Annotated in this window: 18 protein-coding genes; 2 read left to right on the forward strand and 16 right to left on the reverse strand. The window is 71.9% G+C overall.

What is annotated here, in order from left to right; all coding sequences use genetic code 11:
* Both ftsX and ftsE read right to left on the reverse strand, forming a co-directional pair.
* Entirely contained in the window at window positions 1-924 is a 924-nt protein-coding gene (gene ftsX, locus IEV65_RS09140) for a permease-like cell division protein FtsX (protein WP_188430042.1), read from the reverse strand.
* Window positions 921-1,613: a cell division ATP-binding protein FtsE gene (ftsE, locus tag IEV65_RS09145; protein ID WP_188430044.1), complete on the reverse strand. Its 693-nt coding sequence runs from the start codon at window positions 1,611-1,613 to the stop codon at window positions 921-923. The genes ftsX and ftsE overlap by 4 nt, the downstream gene beginning before the upstream one ends.
* A gap of 252 nt (window positions 1,614-1,865) precedes the next feature.
* Between ftsE and IEV65_RS09150 the strand changes: the two genes are divergently transcribed.
* Window positions 1,866-4,274 (forward strand): ExeM/NucH family extracellular endonuclease, encoded by a 2,409-nt coding sequence (locus IEV65_RS09150; protein WP_188430046.1) that lies wholly within the window; start codon window positions 1,866-1,868, stop codon window positions 4,272-4,274.
* Window positions 4,275-4,347: 73 nt separating this feature from the next.
* Here IEV65_RS09150 and IEV65_RS09155 read toward each other — a convergent pair whose 3' ends face one another.
* The 5 genes from IEV65_RS09155 to IEV65_RS09175 all read right to left on the reverse strand — a co-directional run bounded on the left by IEV65_RS09155 (window position 4,348) and on the right by IEV65_RS09175 (window position 11,183).
* Window positions 4,348-5,835, reverse strand: coding sequence for an aldehyde dehydrogenase family protein (locus tag IEV65_RS09155; protein ID WP_188430048.1), 1,488 nt, complete (start codon window positions 5,833-5,835; stop codon window positions 4,348-4,350).
* 22 nt (window positions 5,836-5,857) lie between these two features.
* On the reverse strand, window positions 5,858-6,970 hold the full coding sequence (gene prfB / locus IEV65_RS09160) for a peptide chain release factor 2 (protein WP_188430050.1): 1,113 nt from the start codon (window positions 6,968-6,970) through the stop codon (window positions 5,858-5,860).
* A gap of 81 nt (window positions 6,971-7,051) precedes the next feature.
* Window positions 7,052-8,263, reverse strand: a complete 1,212-nt coding sequence (locus IEV65_RS09165) for a hypothetical protein (RefSeq protein WP_188430052.1) — start codon at window positions 8,261-8,263, stop codon at window positions 7,052-7,054.
* A 32-nt stretch (window positions 8,264-8,295) separates the two neighbouring features.
* Window positions 8,296-9,276, reverse strand: coding sequence for a hypothetical protein (locus IEV65_RS09170; RefSeq protein ID WP_188430054.1), 981 nt, complete (start codon window positions 9,274-9,276; stop codon window positions 8,296-8,298).
* Window positions 9,277-9,683: 407 nt separating this feature from the next.
* Window positions 9,684-11,183, reverse strand: coding sequence for a nitronate monooxygenase (locus tag IEV65_RS09175; protein WP_188430056.1), 1,500 nt, complete (start codon window positions 11,181-11,183; stop codon window positions 9,684-9,686).
* Between the two features lie 156 nt (window positions 11,184-11,339).
* On the opposite strand from IEV65_RS09175, the gene IEV65_RS09180 reads away from it, so the two are divergent.
* Window positions 11,340-12,017 (forward strand): arsenate-mycothiol transferase ArsC, encoded by a 678-nt coding sequence (locus tag IEV65_RS09180; protein WP_188430058.1) that lies wholly within the window; start codon window positions 11,340-11,342, stop codon window positions 12,015-12,017.
* Here the strand turns inward: IEV65_RS09180 and IEV65_RS09185 are convergent.
* From IEV65_RS09185 to IEV65_RS09225, 9 genes are all read right to left on the reverse strand, one after another.
* Entirely contained in the window at window positions 11,984-13,660 is a 1,677-nt protein-coding gene (locus IEV65_RS09185; protein ID WP_188430060.1) for a cell wall-binding repeat-containing protein, read from the reverse strand. The two genes, IEV65_RS09180 and IEV65_RS09185, sit on opposite strands and share 34 nt — an antisense overlap.
* A 46-nt stretch (window positions 13,661-13,706) precedes the next feature.
* Entirely contained in the window at window positions 13,707-14,366 is a 660-nt protein-coding gene (locus IEV65_RS09190; RefSeq protein ID WP_229735108.1) for an HAD-IA family hydrolase, read from the reverse strand.
* 99 nt (window positions 14,367-14,465) lie between these two features.
* On the reverse strand, window positions 14,466-14,930 hold the full coding sequence (locus tag IEV65_RS09195; protein ID WP_188430062.1) for a pilus assembly protein TadG-related protein: 465 nt from the start codon (window positions 14,928-14,930) through the stop codon (window positions 14,466-14,468).
* Complete coding sequence (locus tag IEV65_RS09200; RefSeq protein ID WP_229735109.1) at window positions 14,927-15,334, reverse strand: pilus assembly protein; 408 nt, start codon at window positions 15,332-15,334, stop codon at window positions 14,927-14,929. Before IEV65_RS09200 ends, IEV65_RS09195 begins: the two co-directional genes overlap by 4 nt.
* Window positions 15,335-15,390: 56 nt before the next feature.
* Entirely contained in the window at window positions 15,391-15,822 is a 432-nt protein-coding gene (locus IEV65_RS09205) for a TadE/TadG family type IV pilus assembly protein (protein WP_229735110.1), read from the reverse strand.
* Entirely contained in the window at window positions 15,819-16,028 is a 210-nt protein-coding gene (locus tag IEV65_RS09210; RefSeq protein WP_229735111.1) for a hypothetical protein, read from the reverse strand. Before IEV65_RS09210 ends, IEV65_RS09205 begins: the two co-directional genes overlap by 4 nt.
* A 53-nt stretch (window positions 16,029-16,081) precedes the next feature.
* Window positions 16,082-17,014, reverse strand: coding sequence for a type II secretion system F family protein (locus IEV65_RS09215; RefSeq protein ID WP_188430066.1), 933 nt, complete (start codon window positions 17,012-17,014; stop codon window positions 16,082-16,084).
* Window positions 17,011-17,877 (reverse strand): type II secretion system F family protein, encoded by an 867-nt coding sequence (locus IEV65_RS09220; protein WP_188430068.1) that lies wholly within the window; start codon window positions 17,875-17,877, stop codon window positions 17,011-17,013. The genes IEV65_RS09215 and IEV65_RS09220 overlap by 4 nt, the downstream gene beginning before the upstream one ends.
* Window positions 17,877-19,100 (reverse strand): TadA family conjugal transfer-associated ATPase, encoded by a 1,224-nt coding sequence (locus tag IEV65_RS09225; protein ID WP_188430069.1) that lies wholly within the window; start codon window positions 19,098-19,100, stop codon window positions 17,877-17,879. Before IEV65_RS09225 ends, IEV65_RS09220 begins: the two co-directional genes overlap by 1 nt.
* Window positions 19,101-19,159: the final 59 nt, after the last annotated feature.

A 19,159-nucleotide genomic window follows, 5' to 3' on the forward strand; every position in this document is an offset into this window, starting at 1 on the left:
TCATACCCTGACGTGACGGCGCAGTGCCGCCCAGGCGGTGAGTACGGCCAGCAGAAGAGCTCCGCCGACCAGGAAGGGGGTGATCAGCCACAGGTCGCGCTCACCGACCAGGCTGATGAGGCCGCTCTGGCCGGCCAGCAGCTCGGACAGGAAGCCGGTGATGCCGAAGCGGACGGTGGCCCAGAGCAGACCGAGCGCCAGCGCCGCCCCGACGAGGGTCGCGACCACGGTCTCCAGGACGAACGGCAGGTAGATCGAGAAGGCCGACGCGCCGACCATCCGCTTGATGGCTGTCTCGCGCCGGCGCGACCACGCGGTCAGCCGGATCGCCGTCGAGATCAGCAGCACCGCGCAGCCGACCATGGCCACGGCGAGCGCCAGGGCGCCGATGCTCAGCACGCCCAGGAAGGTGAACAGCTTGTCCACCACCTCCCGCTGGTCCTCGACGCTCTCCACGCCGGGTGCCTGCTCGAAGGCCTGCCGGATCACCTCGTACTTGCTGGGGTCGGAGAGGTTGACGCGGAAGGACTCCGGGATGGCTTCCTGCGGGATGGTGTCCAGCACGGGCGAGTTGCGGAACTGCTCGCGGAACCGGTCGTAGGCGTCCTGGTTGGACTCGTAGTAGACCTGGGTGACGAGCGGCTCGAGACCTTCCAGGTCCGCCGCGATCTGCTCCCGCTGCTCCGGCGTCACGGCACCGGCTGCGCACGAGGCGACGTCCGTGCTGTCCGGGGTGCAGAGGAAGATCGAGACCTGGACCTTGTCGTACCAGTAGCCCTTGGCGGTGTCGACCTGTTGCTGCGCGAGCAGCCCGATGCCGAGGAAGAACAGGGAGACCATGGTCACGAGGACCACCGAGACGACCATGGAGACGTTGCGGCGCAGCCCGTTGGCGACCTCGCCGAGGAGGAAGCCGGGCCTCACCGGGTCACCTCCCGGTAACCGCCCTCGGCCTGGTCGCGGACGACCCGACCCTCGTGCAGCTGCACGACGCGCTTGCGGAACTGGTCGACGATCGAGGTGTCGTGGGTGGCCATCACGACGGTGGTGCCTGCGCGGTTGATGCGCTCGAGGATCGCCACGATCTCGGCCGAGGTGTCGGGGTCGAGGTTGCCGGTGGGCTCGTCGGCCAGCAGGATCGGCGGTTTGTTGACCATCGCCCGGGCGATCGCGACCCGCTGCTGCTCACCGCCCGAGAGCTCGTGCGGCAGGCGCTTGGCCCGCTCCTGCAGGCCGACCAGGGCGAGGGTCTCCGGCACCCGCTGCCGGATCTCGTGGCCGGGGGCACCGAGCACCTGCAGGACGTAGGCGACGTTCTGGTAGACGGTCTTGCCCGAGAGCAGCCGGAAGTCCTGGAAGACCGTCCCGATCTGGCGACGGAGCACATGGACACGCCGGTGCGGCAGCTGACCCAGGTCGTGCCCTGCCACCAGCACCCGGCCGCGGGTCGGCTCGTGCTCGAGGATGACGAGGCGCAGGAGCGAGCTCTTGCCGGAGCCGGTCTGACCGACGACGAAGCAGAACTCCCCGCGGGTGACGTCGAGGTCGACGTCCTGCAGCGCCCAGGGATCACCCTTGGCGTAGCGCAGACTGACGTTCTCGAGCGTGATCATGGGACGCAGGTGATCTCCGTGACTGGGGTGACGGCCGGGACCCACGGTAACGGATGTGATATCTGAGACCAAGCATTCTCCGCTGGGCGGCGGCGCCGCCAGCTCCTGAGGGCGGCGTGGCGACGTCCGTCGCGTGAACAGTTCGCGACGGGCGGTCGCGTCAGGCCCCATGAAGGCTACCGACGGGTTAGCGTGACCTCGTCCCCGCTCACCGGAGCAGCCGTGACCTGCGCCTCCCTCTCTGGAGAAGACATGACCCTCACCTCCCGCGCACGACGCGGGCTCGCGGCCACGGCGGCCGCCAGTCTCTCGCTCGCCGGCCTCGTGTCGCTGGCGCCGTTGGCCGGAGCGGCCGGCCCCGGCCTGGTGGTCGACGAGGTCTACGGCGGCGGCGGCAACTCCGGCGCCACCTACACCCACGACTTCGTCGAGCTCCACAACACCACGACGTCCGCCGTCTCGGTCGACGGCTTCACGGTGAAGTACTACTCAGCGTCCGGCAACCTGGGCAACACGTGCACGCTCTCCGGCTCCGTCGCGGCCGGCTCTCGCTACCTCGTGCAGCAGGCGAAGGGCTCCGGCGGCACGACGGCCCTTCCCACTCCCGACGCGACCTGCTCGGCCACCATGTCGGGCACGAGCGGCTCGGTCGTGCTGTCCGACGCCACCGGCGCGGTCCTGGACACGGTGGGCTACGGCACCGCGTCGCTGCGGGAGGGCACCGCTGCCCCCGCCCTGACCAACACGACGTCGGCCAGCCGCACGGACGGCGTGGACACCGACGACAACTCCGCCGACTTCACGGTGGGGACCCCGATGCCGCAGAACTCCGGCGGCGCGACGCCGCCGGACGACCCGGGTCCGGTCGAGGCGACCATCGCGCAGATCCAGGGCACCGGCGCAGCCTCACCCCTGGTGGGCCAGGAGGTCATCACCAGCGGCGTCGTCACCGCGACCTATCCCACCGGCGGGTTCAACGGCGTATACCTCCAGACCCCGGGGACCGGCGGCGCCGCCAAGGCGGCCGGCGAGGCCTCGGACGGCGTCTTCGTCTACAGCGGCTGGATGGCGCGCAACCTGCAGGTCGGGGACTGCGTGAGCGTGGAGGCCACCGTCGAGGAGTACCGCGGCCTCACCGAGCTCACCGACGCCTTCGCGACCGAGATCACCGGCTGCGAGCCGGTGGAGGCCACTCAGCTGGCTGGGGTGCCGGCGGCCGACGCCGACAAGGAGCCCTACGAGGGGATGCTTGTGCTCCCCCAGGGCACCTACACCATCACCAACAACTACCAGCTCAACCAGTACGGCCAGCTCGGCCTGGTCGCCGGCGAGGAGCCGCTCTACCAGGCCACGGAGGTCGTGGAGCCGGGACCGGCGGCGCTCGCCTACGAGGCCGACAACCAGCGCCGTCTCATCACCCTCGACGACGGCTCGAGCTGGGACTACATGAGGAACACCGACGCGAAGGAGTCCCCGCTCCCCTACCTGTCGGCCACCGAGCCGATGCGCACGGCCTCGCAGGTGACGTTCGAGCAGCCCGTCATCCTCGACTACCGGTTCCAGTGGAACTACCAGCCCACCGGTCAGGTTGTCGGCGCCACCGACGAGCACGACCCGCTGGTCACCGAGAACGACCGTGAGGTCGACGTGCCGGAGGCGGGAGGCAACATCCAGATGGCCGCCTTCAACGTCCTCAACTACTTCACCGACCTCGGGATGGACGAGGAGGGTTGCGACTACTACGCCGACATGTATGGCGATCCTGTCGCCACCAACTACTGCGAGGTCCGGGGCGCCTGGGACGAGGACAGCTTCGTGGACCAGAAGGCCAAGATCCTGGCCGCCATTGGCGGCCTGGACGCCGAGGTCGTCGCCCTCATGGAGATCGAGAACTCCGCCGGCATCAGCTACGTCGACCACCACCGCGACTGGACCCTGGCCGAGCTGGTGAGCAGCCTGAACGCGGCCGAGGGAAGCACGCGCTGGGCGTATGCCGAGTCGCCGGTCGTCGTGCCCGAAAACGAGGACGTCATCCGCACCGCCTTCATCTACGACCGGACCGCCGTGCAGGCGCTCGGGGCCTCGGTCATCCAGCTCGACGACGCCTTCGCCAACGCCCGCTACCCGCTGGCGCAGCAGTTCAAGGCGCTCAACACCGGCAGGCCGTTCACGGCCGTGGCCAACCACTTCAAGTCCAAGGGCTCGGGCGAGGACGACGGGACCGGCCAGGGCCTGGCCAACCCCTCGCGCGAGGCGCAGGCGGCCGCGCTGACCTCCTGGGTCGAGGAGATGTTCGGCGACGAGGCCACCTTCCTCCTGGGCGACTTCAACGCCTACAGCAAGGAGACGCCGGTGCAGATCATCGAGGACGCGGGCTACACCAACGTGGTCAAGCAGTACGAGCCGACCTCGGCGAGCTACCAGTTCAGCGGGCGCCTCGGGTCGCTCGACCACGTCTTCGCCAACGCCGAGGCCATGCGCCTGGTCACGGGTGCGGGCATCTGGGACATCAACGGTGACGAGTCCATCGCGTTCCAGTACAGCCGTCGCCTCTACAACGTCGTGGACTTTTACGCCCCCGACCAGTTCGCCAGCTCCGACCATGACCCGGCTGTCGTCGGTCTGGACACCGGGAGCCGGGGCAGGGGCGGTCGCGGCTGAGCCCGGTCCGCCGCATGGCGGGCGGCGTCCCTCCGGGGGCGCCGCCCGTCGGCGTGCTGGTGGGTCCGCAGGCTCAGGGGCGGCCGCGCAGCAGGCGCGTCACGAGGCCGACGCCGGTCAGGACCGACGCAGGGACCTCGCGGGCCTGTCGGCCCCGTCGCAGCGGGGCCATGAGCGCGCGCACCGCAGACCGCTTCCACGCGGGGTAGGGCGGGTAGACCGCGGCGAGGGTGTCGGGGGCGAGCGGCTTGTTCAGCACCGACCGGTGGTGGGAGAGCTCCTCGATCGAGGCACGGCCCAGGTAGCGGCCCATGCCCGACTCCCCCACCCCGCCGAAGGGCAGACCCGGCACCGCGAGATGGATGAGCGGGGCCCCGTGGGCCAGCCCGCCGGAGATCGTGCGCGTCTCGAATAACTCGCGCGTCGCGCGGTCCTCGGAGAAGACGTAGAGAGCCAGCGGCCGCTCGCGGCCGTTGATGATGCCGACCGCCTCGGCGGCGTCAGACACCCCGATCACCGGCAGGACCGGACCAAAGATCTCGTCCGACATCAGCGGGGCGTCGAGCGGGACGTCGACGACCACGGTGGGAGCGAGGTAGTGCCGGTCGTCGACGTCGTGGTCGCCGCCCAGGACGACGTGGCCGCCGGAGCTCTCGACCAGCTCCACGAGCCGGCGGTGGTGGTCGGCGTTGACGATGCGGCCGAGGTCGTCGCTGCGGCTCGGGTCGGCGCCGAAGAAGTCCTCCACCGCGCCGGCGAGCGCCTCGAGGAGCGCGTCCCGGGCGTCGCGGGTCACCAGCACGTAGTCCGGCGCGACGCAGGTCTGACCGGCGTTGGTGAACTTGCCCCACACGATCCGTCGCGCGGCCAGGTCCGGGTCCACCGTGCCGTCGACGAAGGTGGGCGACTTGCCGCCGAGCTCCAGGGTGACCGGCGTGAGGTGCTCCGCCGCGGCCCGCATCACGATCCGACCCACTCTCGGCGAGCCGGTGAAGAAGATGTGGTCGAAACGCTCCTGCAGCAGGGCCGTCGTCTCCGGCACCCCGCCGACGACCACCTCGACGGTGTCGGCTCCCAGATAGCGCGGCAGCAGCTCCGCCAGGAGCGCCGCCACGCGGGGCGTCAGGTCGCTGGGCTTGACGACCGCGGTGTTGCCTGCGGCCAGGACGCCCGCGAGCGGCGTCAGCAGCAGCTGCACGGGGTAGTTCCACGGCCCGATGACCAGCACGACGCCCTTGGGCTGCAGCTGGACGTGCGCGCTGCCCGGCAGGTGCGTCACCGGCAGGCCGACCCGGCGCGGCGCGGTCCAGCGCGCGAGGTTGGCGAGGAGCAGGTCGATCTCCTGCACGACGAAGGACAGCTCGGTGAGCCGGACCTCCAGGTGGGGCTTGCCGACGTCCTCCCGGACAGCCTCGGTGAGCGCCTCCTCGTGCTCGAGGACCATCGCGCGCAGCGCGGACAGCCGGGAGCGCCGCCAGTCGAGATCGCGGGTGATCCCGGAGGTGACCAGGTCGCGCAGCGCCGCGAGGCGCGCCTGGTCCACGGGGGCGAGCTGCGTCATACCGCTCCTTGCCGCGGCCGACTCAGTCGGTCGCCTTCTCCTGCGCGCGCTTCCAGCGGATGCCGGCCTCGATGAACGCGTCGATGTCGCCGTCGAGGACAGCGGCGGTGGAGCCGACCTCGTGCCCGGTGCGCAGGTCCTTGACCATCTGGTAGGGGTGCAGCACGTAGGAGCGCATCTGGTCTCCCCAGCTGGCCTTGACGTCGCCGGCCATCTCCTTGCGGGCGGCGTCCTCCTCCTGCTTCTTGAGGAGGAGCAGACGCGACTGCAGGACGCGCAGCGCCGCGGCGCGGTTCTGGATCTGGCTCTTCTCGTTCTGCATCGAGACCACGAGACCGGTGGGGATGTGCGTCATGCGCACGGCTGAGTCCGTGGTGTTGACGGACTGGCCGCCGGGGCCGCTGGAGCGGAAGACGTCGATCTTCAGCTCCGACTCCGGGATCTCGATGGTGTCGGTGGTCTCGATGAGCGGGATCACCTCGACCGCGGCGAAGCTGGTCTGGCGGCGACCCTGGTTGTCGAACGGGCTGATCCGGACGAGGCGGTGGGTGCCTGCCTCGACGGACAGCGTGCCGTAGGCGTAGGGCACCTTGACCTCGAAGGTCGCCGACTTCAGGCCCGCCTCCTCCGCGTATGACGTGTCCAGCACCGCGGTCGGGTAGCCGTTGCGCTCGGCCCAGCGGAGGTACATCCGCATGAGCATCTCGGCGAAGTCGGCCGCGTCCACGCCACCGGCCCCGGAGCGGATCGTCACGACCGCCTCGCGCTCGTCGTACTCACCGTTGAGGAGGGTGCGGACCTCGAGCTGCTCGACGTCGCGCTGGAGCCCGGCGAGCTCCTTCTCGGCCTCGGCCAGGGTCTCGGCGTCGCTCTCCTCGGTGCCCAGCTCGACCAGGGCCTCCAGGTCGTCGATGCGGGAGTCCATGCCGGTGACCCGGTCGTGCTCGGCCTTGGCGCGCGAGAGCGCCGAGGTGACCTGCTGCGCCTTCTCGACGTCGTCCCAGAGGTCAGGAGCGGAGGCCTGCGTCTCGAGGTCGGTGATCTGCGCCTGCAGGCTCGTCAGGTCGGTGACCTCGCGCACGGACGACATCGTCGTGCGGAGCGCCTTGATCTCGTTCTCGAAGTCGACTGCCACGAGGATCAAGACTACGCGACCGGCCGGGTCGGGCCCGCCGCGAGAGGCGACGGGCACGGCATACCGACGACGCAGCAGAGGTCAGATCCCGCGCAGCCACGCGCCAAGCTTGGTCCTGAGGTCATCGGGGACCACGGCGAGCCGGTCCGTCAGGACCATGACGATCGACGCCGCCACCGCATCGGCGTGGGTGCGGACGGCGGCCCGGGCCGCTGACGAGTCGAGGACCCCCTTCTCCACGAGCTCGTGGACGACCTCGACGGCGTGGGGCTGAAGGGCCTCGTGGGCGGAGACGGCGAGGGCGGCCGCGTCGGTGAGGCGGCGGGCCTCGGCCGGATCTGCGCCGAGGAGCCTCGCCAGGTCCGGCTCACGGCCCCGGAAGCGGTCGACGTCCGTGGTCGTCGTGAACCCCAGCCCGGACAGTCGCTCGCGGTGGGGTCGGAAGATGGGCAGGTCGACGACGCTGTCCCGAGCGGCGTCCAGGAAGGCCGTCCGATACGCGCCCTGGGCCCGCAGCCGTGCGAGCTGGGGGTCCTTGGCACGCCAGTCGGCGTACTCCGGGTGGCGGTCGGCGCCTCTCAGCAGGCGGACCGCCTCGTGCGTGTCCATCTCTTCCCTCGACGCGACGTAGCACGCTGACGAGTAGGCAGCGGCTGGTGTCGACTCGTCCAGCACCCTGGGACCGCTGCCCAGGTAGGCGTCCGAGACCCAGGCGACCTTGGCGTCCATCTGGTCGATGAAGGCGGTCACCTCGTCGTTGGCGGCCTGAGGCTGCGCTCGAGCTTTCCCGACCGCCTTGCCGAAGGTCGTGACGGCGACGCCGAGGCCAAGATCCTGGCCGGGGCAGGTGCCGAACGTCCGGTTGATGATGGACGTCACCAGCAGGTAGTGCGCCCGCAGCGCCAGCGGCGTGGCGCCGAGTCCTCGGTCTTCGAGACGGCCGATGAAGGTGCGCAACCAGTCGCCGAAGCTGCGCAGCTCCTCGTCGGTGGTGGCCTTGCGGTGCAGCAGCCGCTCGAGCGCGAGCTGGGCAGGAAGGTTGTCGGGCTGATGGTGGAGCGCCAGCGTCAGCAGCGCCTTCGCCTCACCCTCCTGCGTCCGGTCCTTGTGGTCGATGGTCGCCGTGCAGTGCAGTCCCAGACTCGTCCAGCTTGTGACGCCATACAGACCCCGGAGGTCGTGGTGGCGCGCCAGCTGCACCAGGACGGCGGCTGCGACGAACCTGTACGGATCCAGCCGCGCTCGCGCAGCCTCGGAGCCCAGCCCCTCCGACAGCTCCGCCGGGCGGACCACGGCCGACCCCGCTGCTCTACCGTTCCTGGTCATCACCACGTTGACCGGTCCTGGTCGTCCTGGTCCACCACGACCAGCCACGGGATCGGGCCGACCAGCAGCTTCCAGGCCGCCCAGAGGGCCTTGAGCACCTTGCCGGTGGGGTCGGTGGTGATCACGCTGTCCGTCAGCGCCGTCACGTCGGCGCCGCGTGGGACCTCCAGTCCACGCGGTCCGTCACCGCCCATCTCCTCCAGCAGCGCGACCAGGTGCGTCAGCTCGGACTCCCGCACACCGCCCTCCGCGTCCCGGACGGAGATCGAGAGCCTCAGGCGGGTGGCCATCTCCAACGCCACCAGCGCTGCGGCGCACACCGCTGCGGCGACACCGACGAGCAGCAACGCCGGCCGACCGATGCGGACGTCCAGGACGGCCAGCGCCACCACGCCGCCGAGCAGAGCGACCACCGTGATGAGGAAGGCCGTCTGCGACGCAAACGTCCCCTGCACGGTCAACGCGGTGATCACGAGGACGGCGGCCGTGGACACCCCGAGCGCCACGACGAGCCACTGGGGCCCGCCCGCCAGCCCGATCACCAGGCACGCCGAGGCGGCGAGGACGCTCGCGACACCCCAGGTGACCAAGCGCCGTGACCGCAGATGATCGATCCTGGGCCAGCGCGGCACGAGCGGCACGAGGAGCCGCGCAGCCACCAGGATCGCGAGGGCCACGATCGCGGCCGGCAGCAGGAGGGTTGCGAGGGGAGTCAGGACGTTCTTCGTGGCGGATGCCCACCCCTTGGCGAGCGTGGGCAGCAGCTGTTCCGGTTGCGGTGTCGCGAGGACGTGCGTGCGGTCACAGGCCTCGGCGCGCTGCTGCGCCTCCTGCGCGGTGAGCACCTCGCCGGGAGTGAGCCCGGGGCAGTCGCGTTGCTCGGTGGCAGGGGCGGTGGTGACCTCAGCCGCGTCAGATGGATCTCCCCCACCGAGCCGTGCCGCGAGCGCGGCGTAGGAGGCGCCGCGCTGGAGGTGCACAAGCGCCTTCTCCCGCTCCGGCTCGCACGTGTCCGCGGGTCGGTATGCCTCCACGCCCAGGGCCGCGGTGCTGGCCGCTGCGTCCGTGCCCCGGTGGCGGTCGATCAGCGTCAGTGCTGCGGAGGGTTGCCCCTCCGCGATGAGTCTTTCCGCCTCTGCACAGACGCTCGGGTCCGCAGTGGCGAGCGACGGGGACGGTTCATGACCCTGTCCCACGGCGGGCCAGGCACCCAGAAGCACGAGGAGAGAGGCGCAGAGCAGGAGCCGGGGCAGTCGCCGGAGACGTGCGCGCAGGCCCGAGCCCCTGCGGCGCACCCGGTCTGGTCCGGGGGCCATAGCCGAGGCTACCGCCAGTTGCCATGTCCACGCCGGGAGTCAGCGCGGCCCGCGCCGCCGCGGGGCCAGGCTCAGACGGCGGCGAGCCGCACGGAGGGCAGGTGCTCCTGGAGGTACTGCAGCGCCTGGACGGCGCGCCAGCCCTGGGTGTGCCGCTTGATCAGCTCGTAGGCCCCGGCCAGGTCCTGACCGAGGGTGACGAGCAGGTCCTCGACATACCCGTCCTTGCGGTGCTGGCCCAGGCCGATGTTGGCCATCAGCCCGTTGCACAGGCACTTGCGGCCGCGGGTGTCCTCCTCGGCGCCGCCCTTCTTGACGTACATGTGGACCGGCTCGGACGCGCAGCGGTAGCCGACCTCGCCGTCCGGGCGCTGGTAGGGCTGGCGCAGGTAGGACAGGTCGCAGAGGCGCGGGCGAGCTTCATACACCGGGAGCTCGCTGGCGGTGCCCTCGAGCTGAGCGACCTTGAACGGGAAGCCCGTCGGGCTCGCCCTGGGGTCGTTGCGCACGGTGAGCGCCCCCGCGCGCAGGCGGTCCAGCAGCTGGCCGCGCGCACCGGCGGTGAGCCCGGAGTCGAGGGAGAGCGCGAAGAGCGTCCCGACCTGGACACCCACCGCGCCGGCGGCGACGGCCTCGGCGACCTGCTCGGGCGTGCCGTAGGCACCGGCCATCCAGAAGGGCAGGCCGATCGCGGCCATCTTGGTCAGGTCGGCCTCGTCACGGGCGCCGTAGACCGGGTCGCCGTGCTCGTCGAGCTGCATCTTGCCCCGCGGCGGCGCGCTGTGGCCGCCGGCCGGAGGCCGCTCGACGACGAAGCCGTCGGGGCGGATCTCCGGGTCGCGGTGCAGGTAGGACGCCAGCTGGTCGACCGAGACGATCGCCAGGAAGTCGGGCCGCTCGAGCGCCGGCAGGTCGTCACCGAGCAGGTCCTGCGGGTCGACGGTGATGGTGCGGTGCAGCGTGCCGCCCAGCACGTCCGCCGTGATCGCGCCCTTCTCACCCTTGGCGAGGGAGCGCAGCAGCTGCGGGATCTCGCGCGGGATGCCCGCGCCCATCAGCACGTAGTCGACGCCGGCCAGCATCGCGCCGAGGATCGCGGTCGGGGTCGCCATCTGCACCTTCTCGAGGCAGTTGATGCCCACCACCGCGTGCGGGCCGAGGCCCTCCTTGGCGAGCCACACCTCGGCGAAGTTGCCCAGCACGCCGAGCTCCTGCCCGGCGCGCGCCGTCTGCAGGGTGAGCTTGGGGATGGGCTTGTATGGCGCGTCCGGCGCCTTGCCGCCCTCCACGTAGTAGCTCGCCAGCACCCGCTCCACCATCGGGCGGCTCGGGAAGGCGTCCAGCGCCCGTCGGTAGTGGCCGCCCGGGTCGCCGTCCTGGAGCGTGCGCGCCAGCACCGCGTCCATCGCGGTGCCGGAGACCACTCCGAGGTGGCCGGCCCTGGCCACCTCGCGGGCCAGCCTCCAGCCGGAGACGGCCACGCCCATGCCGCCCTGGATCACCACCGGACGACGGCGGGAGGGGCGCGCGGGCGCGAGCTCGTGGACGGTCTCGGCGGGGACAGCTGCCATGCGGGAGAAACCTTCGGTCGGGGTGAAACCTACGGTGACGTAGGTTTCGCTGACGTAGGTTACGGTACCGTAAGTAGGGCGTGTTGTCGCATCGCTTCACCCTCCCCCGGCGTACACTTGCTGTTAACCAGATGTTCACCTACCGGGAGGTGCGTGATGCGGGCAGGGACACCGATGTACGAGGCGGCGCTCCGGAGAGTCCTCGACAGCCTGGCGGATCGTTTCGGGGACGGTTTCTCGCGGAGGGAGATCGCGGCGCTCGTGGAGCGCAAGCGGGCCGAGCTGGAGTCGACGGGTCAGCACCCCGAGTTCGTCCCGGCGCTGGTCGACCACTGGGTCCGTGACCAGCTCCTCGCGGCTGCGCGCGCGCAGGGCCGCCCCCTCTCCCCCCGCCCCAAGCTGCTCTTCGTCTGCGAGCACGGGGAGGGCCGCTCGCAGGTCGCCGCAGCGATCGCGGAGCACCTCTCCGACGGTCACGTGCTGGCCCGCTCCGGCGGGCTGAGGCCCACCGGACGGCTCAACCCGCACGCGACGGAGGTGCTCGCGGAGCGCGGGGTCGTGCTGCACAACCCGCTCCCCGCCGACGTCCACGAGGACGCCCTGGACGCCGCCGACGTGATCGTGCTCATCGGGTGCGAGCCCGACCAGACGCACCTCACCGGGCGCCGCACGGTGCGCTGGGACGTGGACGACCCCTACGCAGTCGACCTGCCCACGGCCCGCCGGATCGCGGACGAGCTCGAGGCCCGGGTCCGGGCGCTGCTCGCCGAGCTCGGCGTGCCGGCCCGCGACCAGCCGGGTCAGAGGGTCGCGTCGGCCACGGCCACCGGCTGATAGGTGTCCCAGTAGCGCCGGTCGCGGACGTGCATCATCCACGCCGCGCGCGGACCGACGTAGCGCAGGTGCCACGGCTCGTAGGAGTAGCCCGTCACCCGGGTGCCGCCCTCGGGGTAGCGCACGATGAAGCCGTAGCGATGGGCGTTGCTGACCACCCACCGGCCCTCGGGGGTGTCGTCGAAGCAGTCCCACCCGTCGCAGGAGCGTGACCCGAGGTCGACCGCCAGGCCGAGCTGGTGCTCGCTGTGCCCCGGTCTGGCGGAGATCAGGTCGGCCTCCTCCCGCCCCACCAGGTCGACCCAGTAGTCATAGGTCTCCTGCTGCTCCTCGTAGCTGCGGAAGGCGCTGCGCACGTAGAGGCCCGACTTCCCCGCCGCCGCGGCCCCGTCGAAGAGCGCCTCGAGCATGGTGTCGACCTCAGGCCGCAGCTCGTGTCGGGTCGTCCGCCATGGGGTGAGGTCGGACGGCACGTAGTGCAGCGGGTCGACCGCGCGCGTCTTGGTGACGAGGTCGTGCAGGCGTCCCGGGCCGGCGCTCTCCCACGGGCTGAAGACGGCCATCCGCGCACCGGTCGCCAGCTGCTCGGTGCAGACCGCAGCCGTGCCGCCGAGCGCGGTGACGCGCGCCGGGGGCGCGCTGCTGATGCGCCGCCAGGTCGCCTCCGGCAGGACCCGGCACTCCGGCGGCACGAGCAGCACCGGACCGCGGCTGAGGCTGCCGCCGGCCACGGCGTCGGCCATCGTCACCCCGTTGGCCAGGTAGGTGCGGTCGCTCCCGTCAGGGAAGGCCCGTGCCGCGATGAGGGCCGCGGTCTCGTAGCGGTTGGCGCCGGCGACGCGCTCCGTGGTCCGGCCGGCGGCAGCCGCGGCGAGCGCCTGGTCGGTCACGGCCGACGCACCGCCCAGGGCGACCACCCTGTCCGGGCCGAGCGCCTCGACCGCCGCCACGGTGGCGTCCGCAGGGACGGCCGAGCCACGCCATACCAGCAGGACCGGCCCGTCGGTGAGCGTCCCGCCGGCGACCGCGTCAGCGGACTCGCGGTGCTCGGCGAGGTAGACGGTGCGGGCGCCCTCGGGGAAGGCACGCCGGGCGATGAGCGCGGCGGTGGCGAACCGGTCCGCTCCCCCGAGCCGTTCGGCCGTCCGCCCCTCCGCCGCGACCCGCAGCGTCTCGTCGCAGACCGCGAGGGAACCGCCGAGGGCGACGACGCGGTCCGGGTCGAGCCGGCCCAGCTCGGTGGCCACCGCCTCGGGCAGCGACCCGCACCGCGAGGTGACGAGCAGGACCGGGCCGTCGGCGAGCGACCCGGCGGCGATCGCGTCGGCGAAGAGGTCTCCCCGCGCGAGGTATGCCGTGCGCGCTCCCCACGGGAAGCTGGCTCGCGAGATCGCCGCGGCCGTCTCGTAGCGGTTGGCACCGGCGAGACGGGAGGAGGGCACCGCCACCATCGGCGTCGCCGTCGCGGTCGCCGTCGCGGCCGCCCCGAGATCTGCCTCGGGCTGGACCGCTGCCGAGCCTGCCTCGTTCGGGGCCGGCATGTCGGCGCTCGCCGGACCTGGCACCACGAGCGTGAGCCCCAGCAGCCCGGTCACGAACGTCAGGACGGCACGCGCACGGACACGCTTCTGGATCCCCGCCATAGGTCGAGAGTGTCACGGCAGGGCCCGATGTTGCACGTCCGGGCGGTCAGTCCGTGACGCGGACCCTGACCCCGCCGTCCACGACCTCGAAGACCACGGCGGACAGGTCCGCCACCACGAGGTCGGCCAGGTCCCGCAGCGCCTGCTCCGTGCTGGTCGTGGTCACGGCCAGGGTCGCCGCCCCCGCGGCCCGGCCCGAGCGCAGCCCGGCCGGGGCGTCCTCGACGACGAGGCAGCGTGCCGGGTCCACGCCCAGCCGCTCTGCCGCGATGAGGTAGGGCTGCGGGTCGGGCTTGCCGCGCGTGATGTCGTCGGCAGTGACGTACGCCTCCGGCGCCACCAGCCCGGCGGCCGCCAGCCGCAGGTCGGCCAGCTCGCGGCTCGCGGAGGTGACGACCGCGGCCCGACCGGGGAGAGCCGTCAGCGCCGCCGCCGCCCCTGGCAGCGGCAGCACCCCCTCCAGGTCCTCGAGCTCGCGCCGGTCGATGTCGGCCGTCGCGAGGTCGACGTCGATGTGGTCGTCCACCACGGCCGCGACGATCCCTCGGCTGGGCACGCCGTGGAAGCCGACCAGGCGCTCGAGGGGCACGCCGTGGTGGGCCGCCCAGGCCTGCCAGGCCCGCTCCACCGCGGCCGTCGAGTCGGTCAGGGTGCCGTCGTTGTCGAAGAGGACGGCCTCGAAGACCTCCCGGGTGATGTCACGCACCGGGCCATCCTCTCAGCGGCCGGTTGTCCGCTCTCGACCGGACAGGCGTTACGGCCGCCTGTCCGCTCTCGACCGGACAGGCGTTACGGCCGCCACCTGTCAGGGCACGAGGTCGCTGCGAGCGGTCGAGGTGACGGTGATCCGCACGCCCGAGCCGAACTGGTCCAGCAGCGTGCCCAGCACCGGCACGCGCGCCACCCCCGTCACCCCCACCACCGCCGTGCGTCCGTCCGGCGTGCCCGTCCCCGGCGCGACGGACCACCCGCTGAGGCGCGTCGGCATGGTGCGCGTGGCCAGGTGCTCCGAGGCAGCGGTCACCACCGTCTCGTCCGACAGCGGGACCCCCGAGCCCAGACCCTCGGCGTACACGAGCTCGCGGGCCAGCGCGTCGCTGGCGTCGAGGGCTGCGGCGTCGGCCGCGTCGAGGAGGTGGATCCGGGCCAGCTGCACCGAGGTCATCCCCACCACGGCGAGCACCACGCTCAGGGTGAGGGTGACCATCCCGAGCAGCAGGATGCTGATCTGTCCGCTCTCGCGCTCGCCCGGACCCTCTCCCGCGCTCACCCGGTCTCCCGGAACTCGTCGACCGGCTCGGTATGCCGTGCCGTCAGCGTGATCTGCGCCGGCACCGCGCCCCGGACGAAGTCGGGGACGAGGGGCAGGACCACGACGACCGCGGCGTCCGCTACGACGGTGCTCCCGGGCACCAGGCACTCCTCTCCCCCGCACGCCAGCGTGACCGTGCCCTCACCGTCGTCGAAGCCGTGCGACTGGAGCACCAGTCCAGCGGCGGCGCGGGCACGCTCGGCCGCCTGCTCAGGAGCCTCGGCCGTGACCGCCGCCCGGCCCGCCTCACGCGCGGCGGCGGACGCGGCATACGCCCCGGCCTGGAGGCGGCCCAGCGTGCCGACGAGGTAGAAGAGCGGGACGACCAGCAGCACGACCAGGAAGGCCGCCTCGACCGTCATCGACCCCCGATCGGGTCCTTCCGGCCGCCTGTCGACTCGTGAGCGAGACGCGCTGCTCACTGCCCCTCCGCGTAGGCCTGGCCGGTCACCGTCAACGCACCTCCCGGCCCGAAGGGGCCGAACACCGGCAGGGTGAGCATCGCGGTCACCCTCACGACCTCCATGCCGGCGACCGTGACCCGCTCCGCGGTCACCGCCGCCTGTCGGTCCTCGGACACGCTCGTCCCGAGCAGCTCCCGGGCCCGCCGCGCGCCGTCCTCCGGAGCGAGGTCGGCTCTCGCCCCGTGCCGGGCTCCCTCGATGACGTGGGCGGTTGCGGTGTTGCGCACATGCAGGGCGAACGAGAGCTGGAGGGCGGCGAGGACGAGGACGCTGACCAGGCCGGCGAGCATCGCGAACTCGGAGACCGCCGCGCCCCTCTCCCAGGAGTGGGACAGCGGTGCCCGGCCGCGTCGCCGGCCCTGGAGCGTCCTGAAACTGCCTGTCACCCGCCGACTTCGGCGATCGCGTCGGCGAACATCCCCGTGAGCAGAGGCTCGGCCACCAGCCAGAGCGCCGCCACCAGACCGGCCGTCATGATCGTGATGAGCACCCAGCCGGGCACGTCCCCGCGCTCGGGCTCGGCCGCCCAGGTGCGAAGGCGATGGAGGAAAGGGAGAGCAGGGCGGTGAGGACGCAGTCGACGGATGTTCATCGTTCTTTCTCCTTGGGTGGGTGGGTTTCTTCGAGGTGATGGCTAAGAGACCGTCAGAGGGCGACCTGAAGGAGGGTGGCGCCGGGGAACACGGCGAACAGGACGGTGACCGGCAGCACGAGGAAGACGACGGGGACCATCATCGAGATCTCGCGCTTGCCGCCCTCCTCGATGAGGGCCTGGCGAGCGGCCTCCCGGGCGTCGGCCGCCTGGGCGCGCAGGACATCGCCGAGCGGGGTGCCGCGCTGGATGGCGACCACGATCCCGTCGACGAAGCGGACGATCGGGCTGAGCCCGGTCCGTCTGCTCAGCTCCTGGAGAGCCTCGGGCAGGCTCGCTCCGGTGCGCGCCTGGGCCAGACACAGCTCGAGCTCGGCCGCGAGCTCTCCTCGCGACAGTCGTGTCACCCTCTCCAGGGCCTGGACGGTCCCCTCGCCCGCGGTCACCGAGAGGGCGAGAAGCTCTGCGATGGAAGGGAACTCAGCCATGATGCGACGCTCGCGCCGCTCGGCGGACCGGCTCAGCAACCAATCCCGGAGAACGACCCCGCCGACGAAGGCGCAGCCGATCAGCACCGCCAGGGCGAGGAGGCTGGCACCTCTGGCCCACCACAGCACCGACCCCAGTGCGGCCACCAGCACGGCTGAGATGCTGCCCCACAGGACCTGCTCCACGCGGAACCCCTCGACGTCGGCCGACAGGCCGGCGCGCTGAAGCCGGGCACGCACCGACTCGGCGCCTCCGAGGACTCGATCGAGCCCGGCACCCAGCCTGCGCATCGTGGGCTGGAGGACATCCGCGAGATGCCACGGCTGCGGGTCGTCGAGCCGCAGGAGCCTCGTCCGCTGCGGGCCCCGGTCCAGGTAGGGCTCGATCCGGGCGCCGAGGTCGATGCGCCTGGTCATGGGCAGACCGGCGTAGGTCAGGATCAGACCCACGGCCAGCATCAGCCCGCACAGGGCGCCCCACCACTGCGCCGCTGTCATCTCAGCACCCGCTGCTCCTCGGGCAGGCGCCCGATCGCGATCATGAGCCGGTAGGCCACGACGGTCACGCCGCCCCCGACCAGGAGCACGGCGGCACCCGTCGGGGAGCTGTAGGCGTCCAACGTGGTTCCGCGGGTGGCGAGCAGGAGCAGGACGGCCCAGGGTGCCGCCATGGCCAGGCGTGCGGCGTTCACAGTCCAGCTCTGCCGGGCTTCCAGCTCGGCACGGGCACGGGCATCCTCACGCAGAAAGGCTGACAGGGTGCGCAGCACCCTCCCCAGATCGGTCCCGCCGACATCACGGGCGATGCGCAGGGCCTCGATGAGACGGTCGGCGACCGGGTCCGACAGGCGGTCCTTGAGCCGGTCCAGAGCCTCCGAGAACCGGCCGGAGGCGCGGTAGTCATCGCCGAAGTCGATGAACTGCGGCCGCAGCTCGACCGGGCCCCGCTCCCCCAGCTGCACGAGAGCCTCGGGCAGCGCGAGTCCCGCACGGACCGCCGAGAGGACGTGGTCGACGACGTCGGGCCAGACGTCGCGCAGCCGCGAGCGCCGACTGCGGGCCCGGGCTCCGACCACCGCGAACGACCCCCAGCCCGCCATCACGGCGAAGCAGAGGCTGACCGGCAGCACCCGGGTCACGGCATACGCGAGGACGAGGACCACGAGCGACAGGAGCATCACCAGCCCGACGAACGTCCACGGGCCGGTGCCGTGGAGGCCTGCCAGGGCCAAGTCGTCCGCGAGCTGCTGGACACGGCGATGACGACGCCTGGTCACCACGACCGTCTCGCGGGGCCAGAACGACCACCAGACCGACGCGAGCCCGAGCCCCAGGACCAGCCCCCACAGCGCACCCTCCATCACGCGCTCGCCAACAGTGCCCGGAGATCGTGGCCGGCGCGCTCGAAGCGCTCGGCGTGCGGAGGGAAGCCGTCCGCACGCTCCAGGCGTCCGCCTCGCCTGACGAACAGGTCGGCGACCTCGACCACCTCCCCCTCCACGCGGCCGGGCAGCGCGACGATCTCGCGGACCCTTCGGTGCCCGTCGGCCTCGAGGGCGAGATGGACGACGAGGTCGACGGAGGACGCGACCGTGGGCACGACGAAGCTGGCGGAGACGTTGGAACCCGCCAGCAGGGGCAGGGTGCACATCTTGGTGACCGCCTCGCGAGCGCTGTTGGCGTGCAGGGTACACATGCCGGGCAGCCCGCTGTTCAGCGCGATGAGCAGGTCCAGACTCTCGGCCTGACGGACCTCGCCGACGATGAGCCGGCCGGGACGCATCCGCAAGGCTTCCTTGACGAGGCGCCGTAACGGGACCTCTCCGGTGCCCTCGAGGCTGGGCTGACGACACTGCATGGCGGCGACGTCCCGCACGTTGATCTTCAGCTCGAAGACCTCCTCGCAGGTGACCACCCGCTCGTGCGCGGGGATCGCGGCGGCCAGGCAGTTGAGCATCGTGGTCTTGCCGGCCTGGGTGCCGCCGGCCACGAGGATGTTCAGGCCACTGACCACGGCAGCCTCGAGGAAGGTCGCCGCCTGCTGGGTGAGGCTGCCCAGCCTGACCAGGTCGTCCAGGTGGTCTGCGGCCACCACGAACTTGCGGATGTTGACCGCCCAGTGTCGTCGCGTGATGTCAGGGATCACCACGTGCAGGCGGCTTCCGTCGGGCAGCGAAGCATCGACGAACGGACTGCTGAGGTCCACCCTGCGTCCGCTCGAGCGGAGCATCCGCTCGACGAGGTCTCTCACCTGTGTCTCTGTCAGCAGGGTGGGCGTCAGCTCCGGGCGGCCGTGCCGGGCGACGAACACCTTGCTGGGCTCGTTGATCCAGATCTCCTCGACGGTCGGGTCGTCGAGGTAGGCCTGGAGCGGACCGAAACCCGCGACCGACTCCATCAGCACCCGCTGCGTCTCCGCGCGGTCGACGGTCCCCAGCCCGTGGACGAGCGCCCGGTCCTCGTGGTCGTCGAGCACCTCCCCGATGAGCGCCCGGACGGCAACGTCGTCACGCGTCGGGTCGAGGCGTCGCTCTCGGATCAGCTCGCGCACGTCCTCCTCGAGCAGCTGCAGCGCGCTCGGCATACCGGTGTCCCTCCCGCCAGACCCTCCCACAGGCGGTCCTCCGCCCTCGGCGACCCATG

This window comes from Ornithinimicrobium tianjinense (assembly GCF_014636495.1).
Classification (GTDB): domain Bacteria; phylum Actinomycetota; class Actinomycetes; order Actinomycetales; family Dermatophilaceae; genus Ornithinicoccus; species Ornithinicoccus tianjinensis.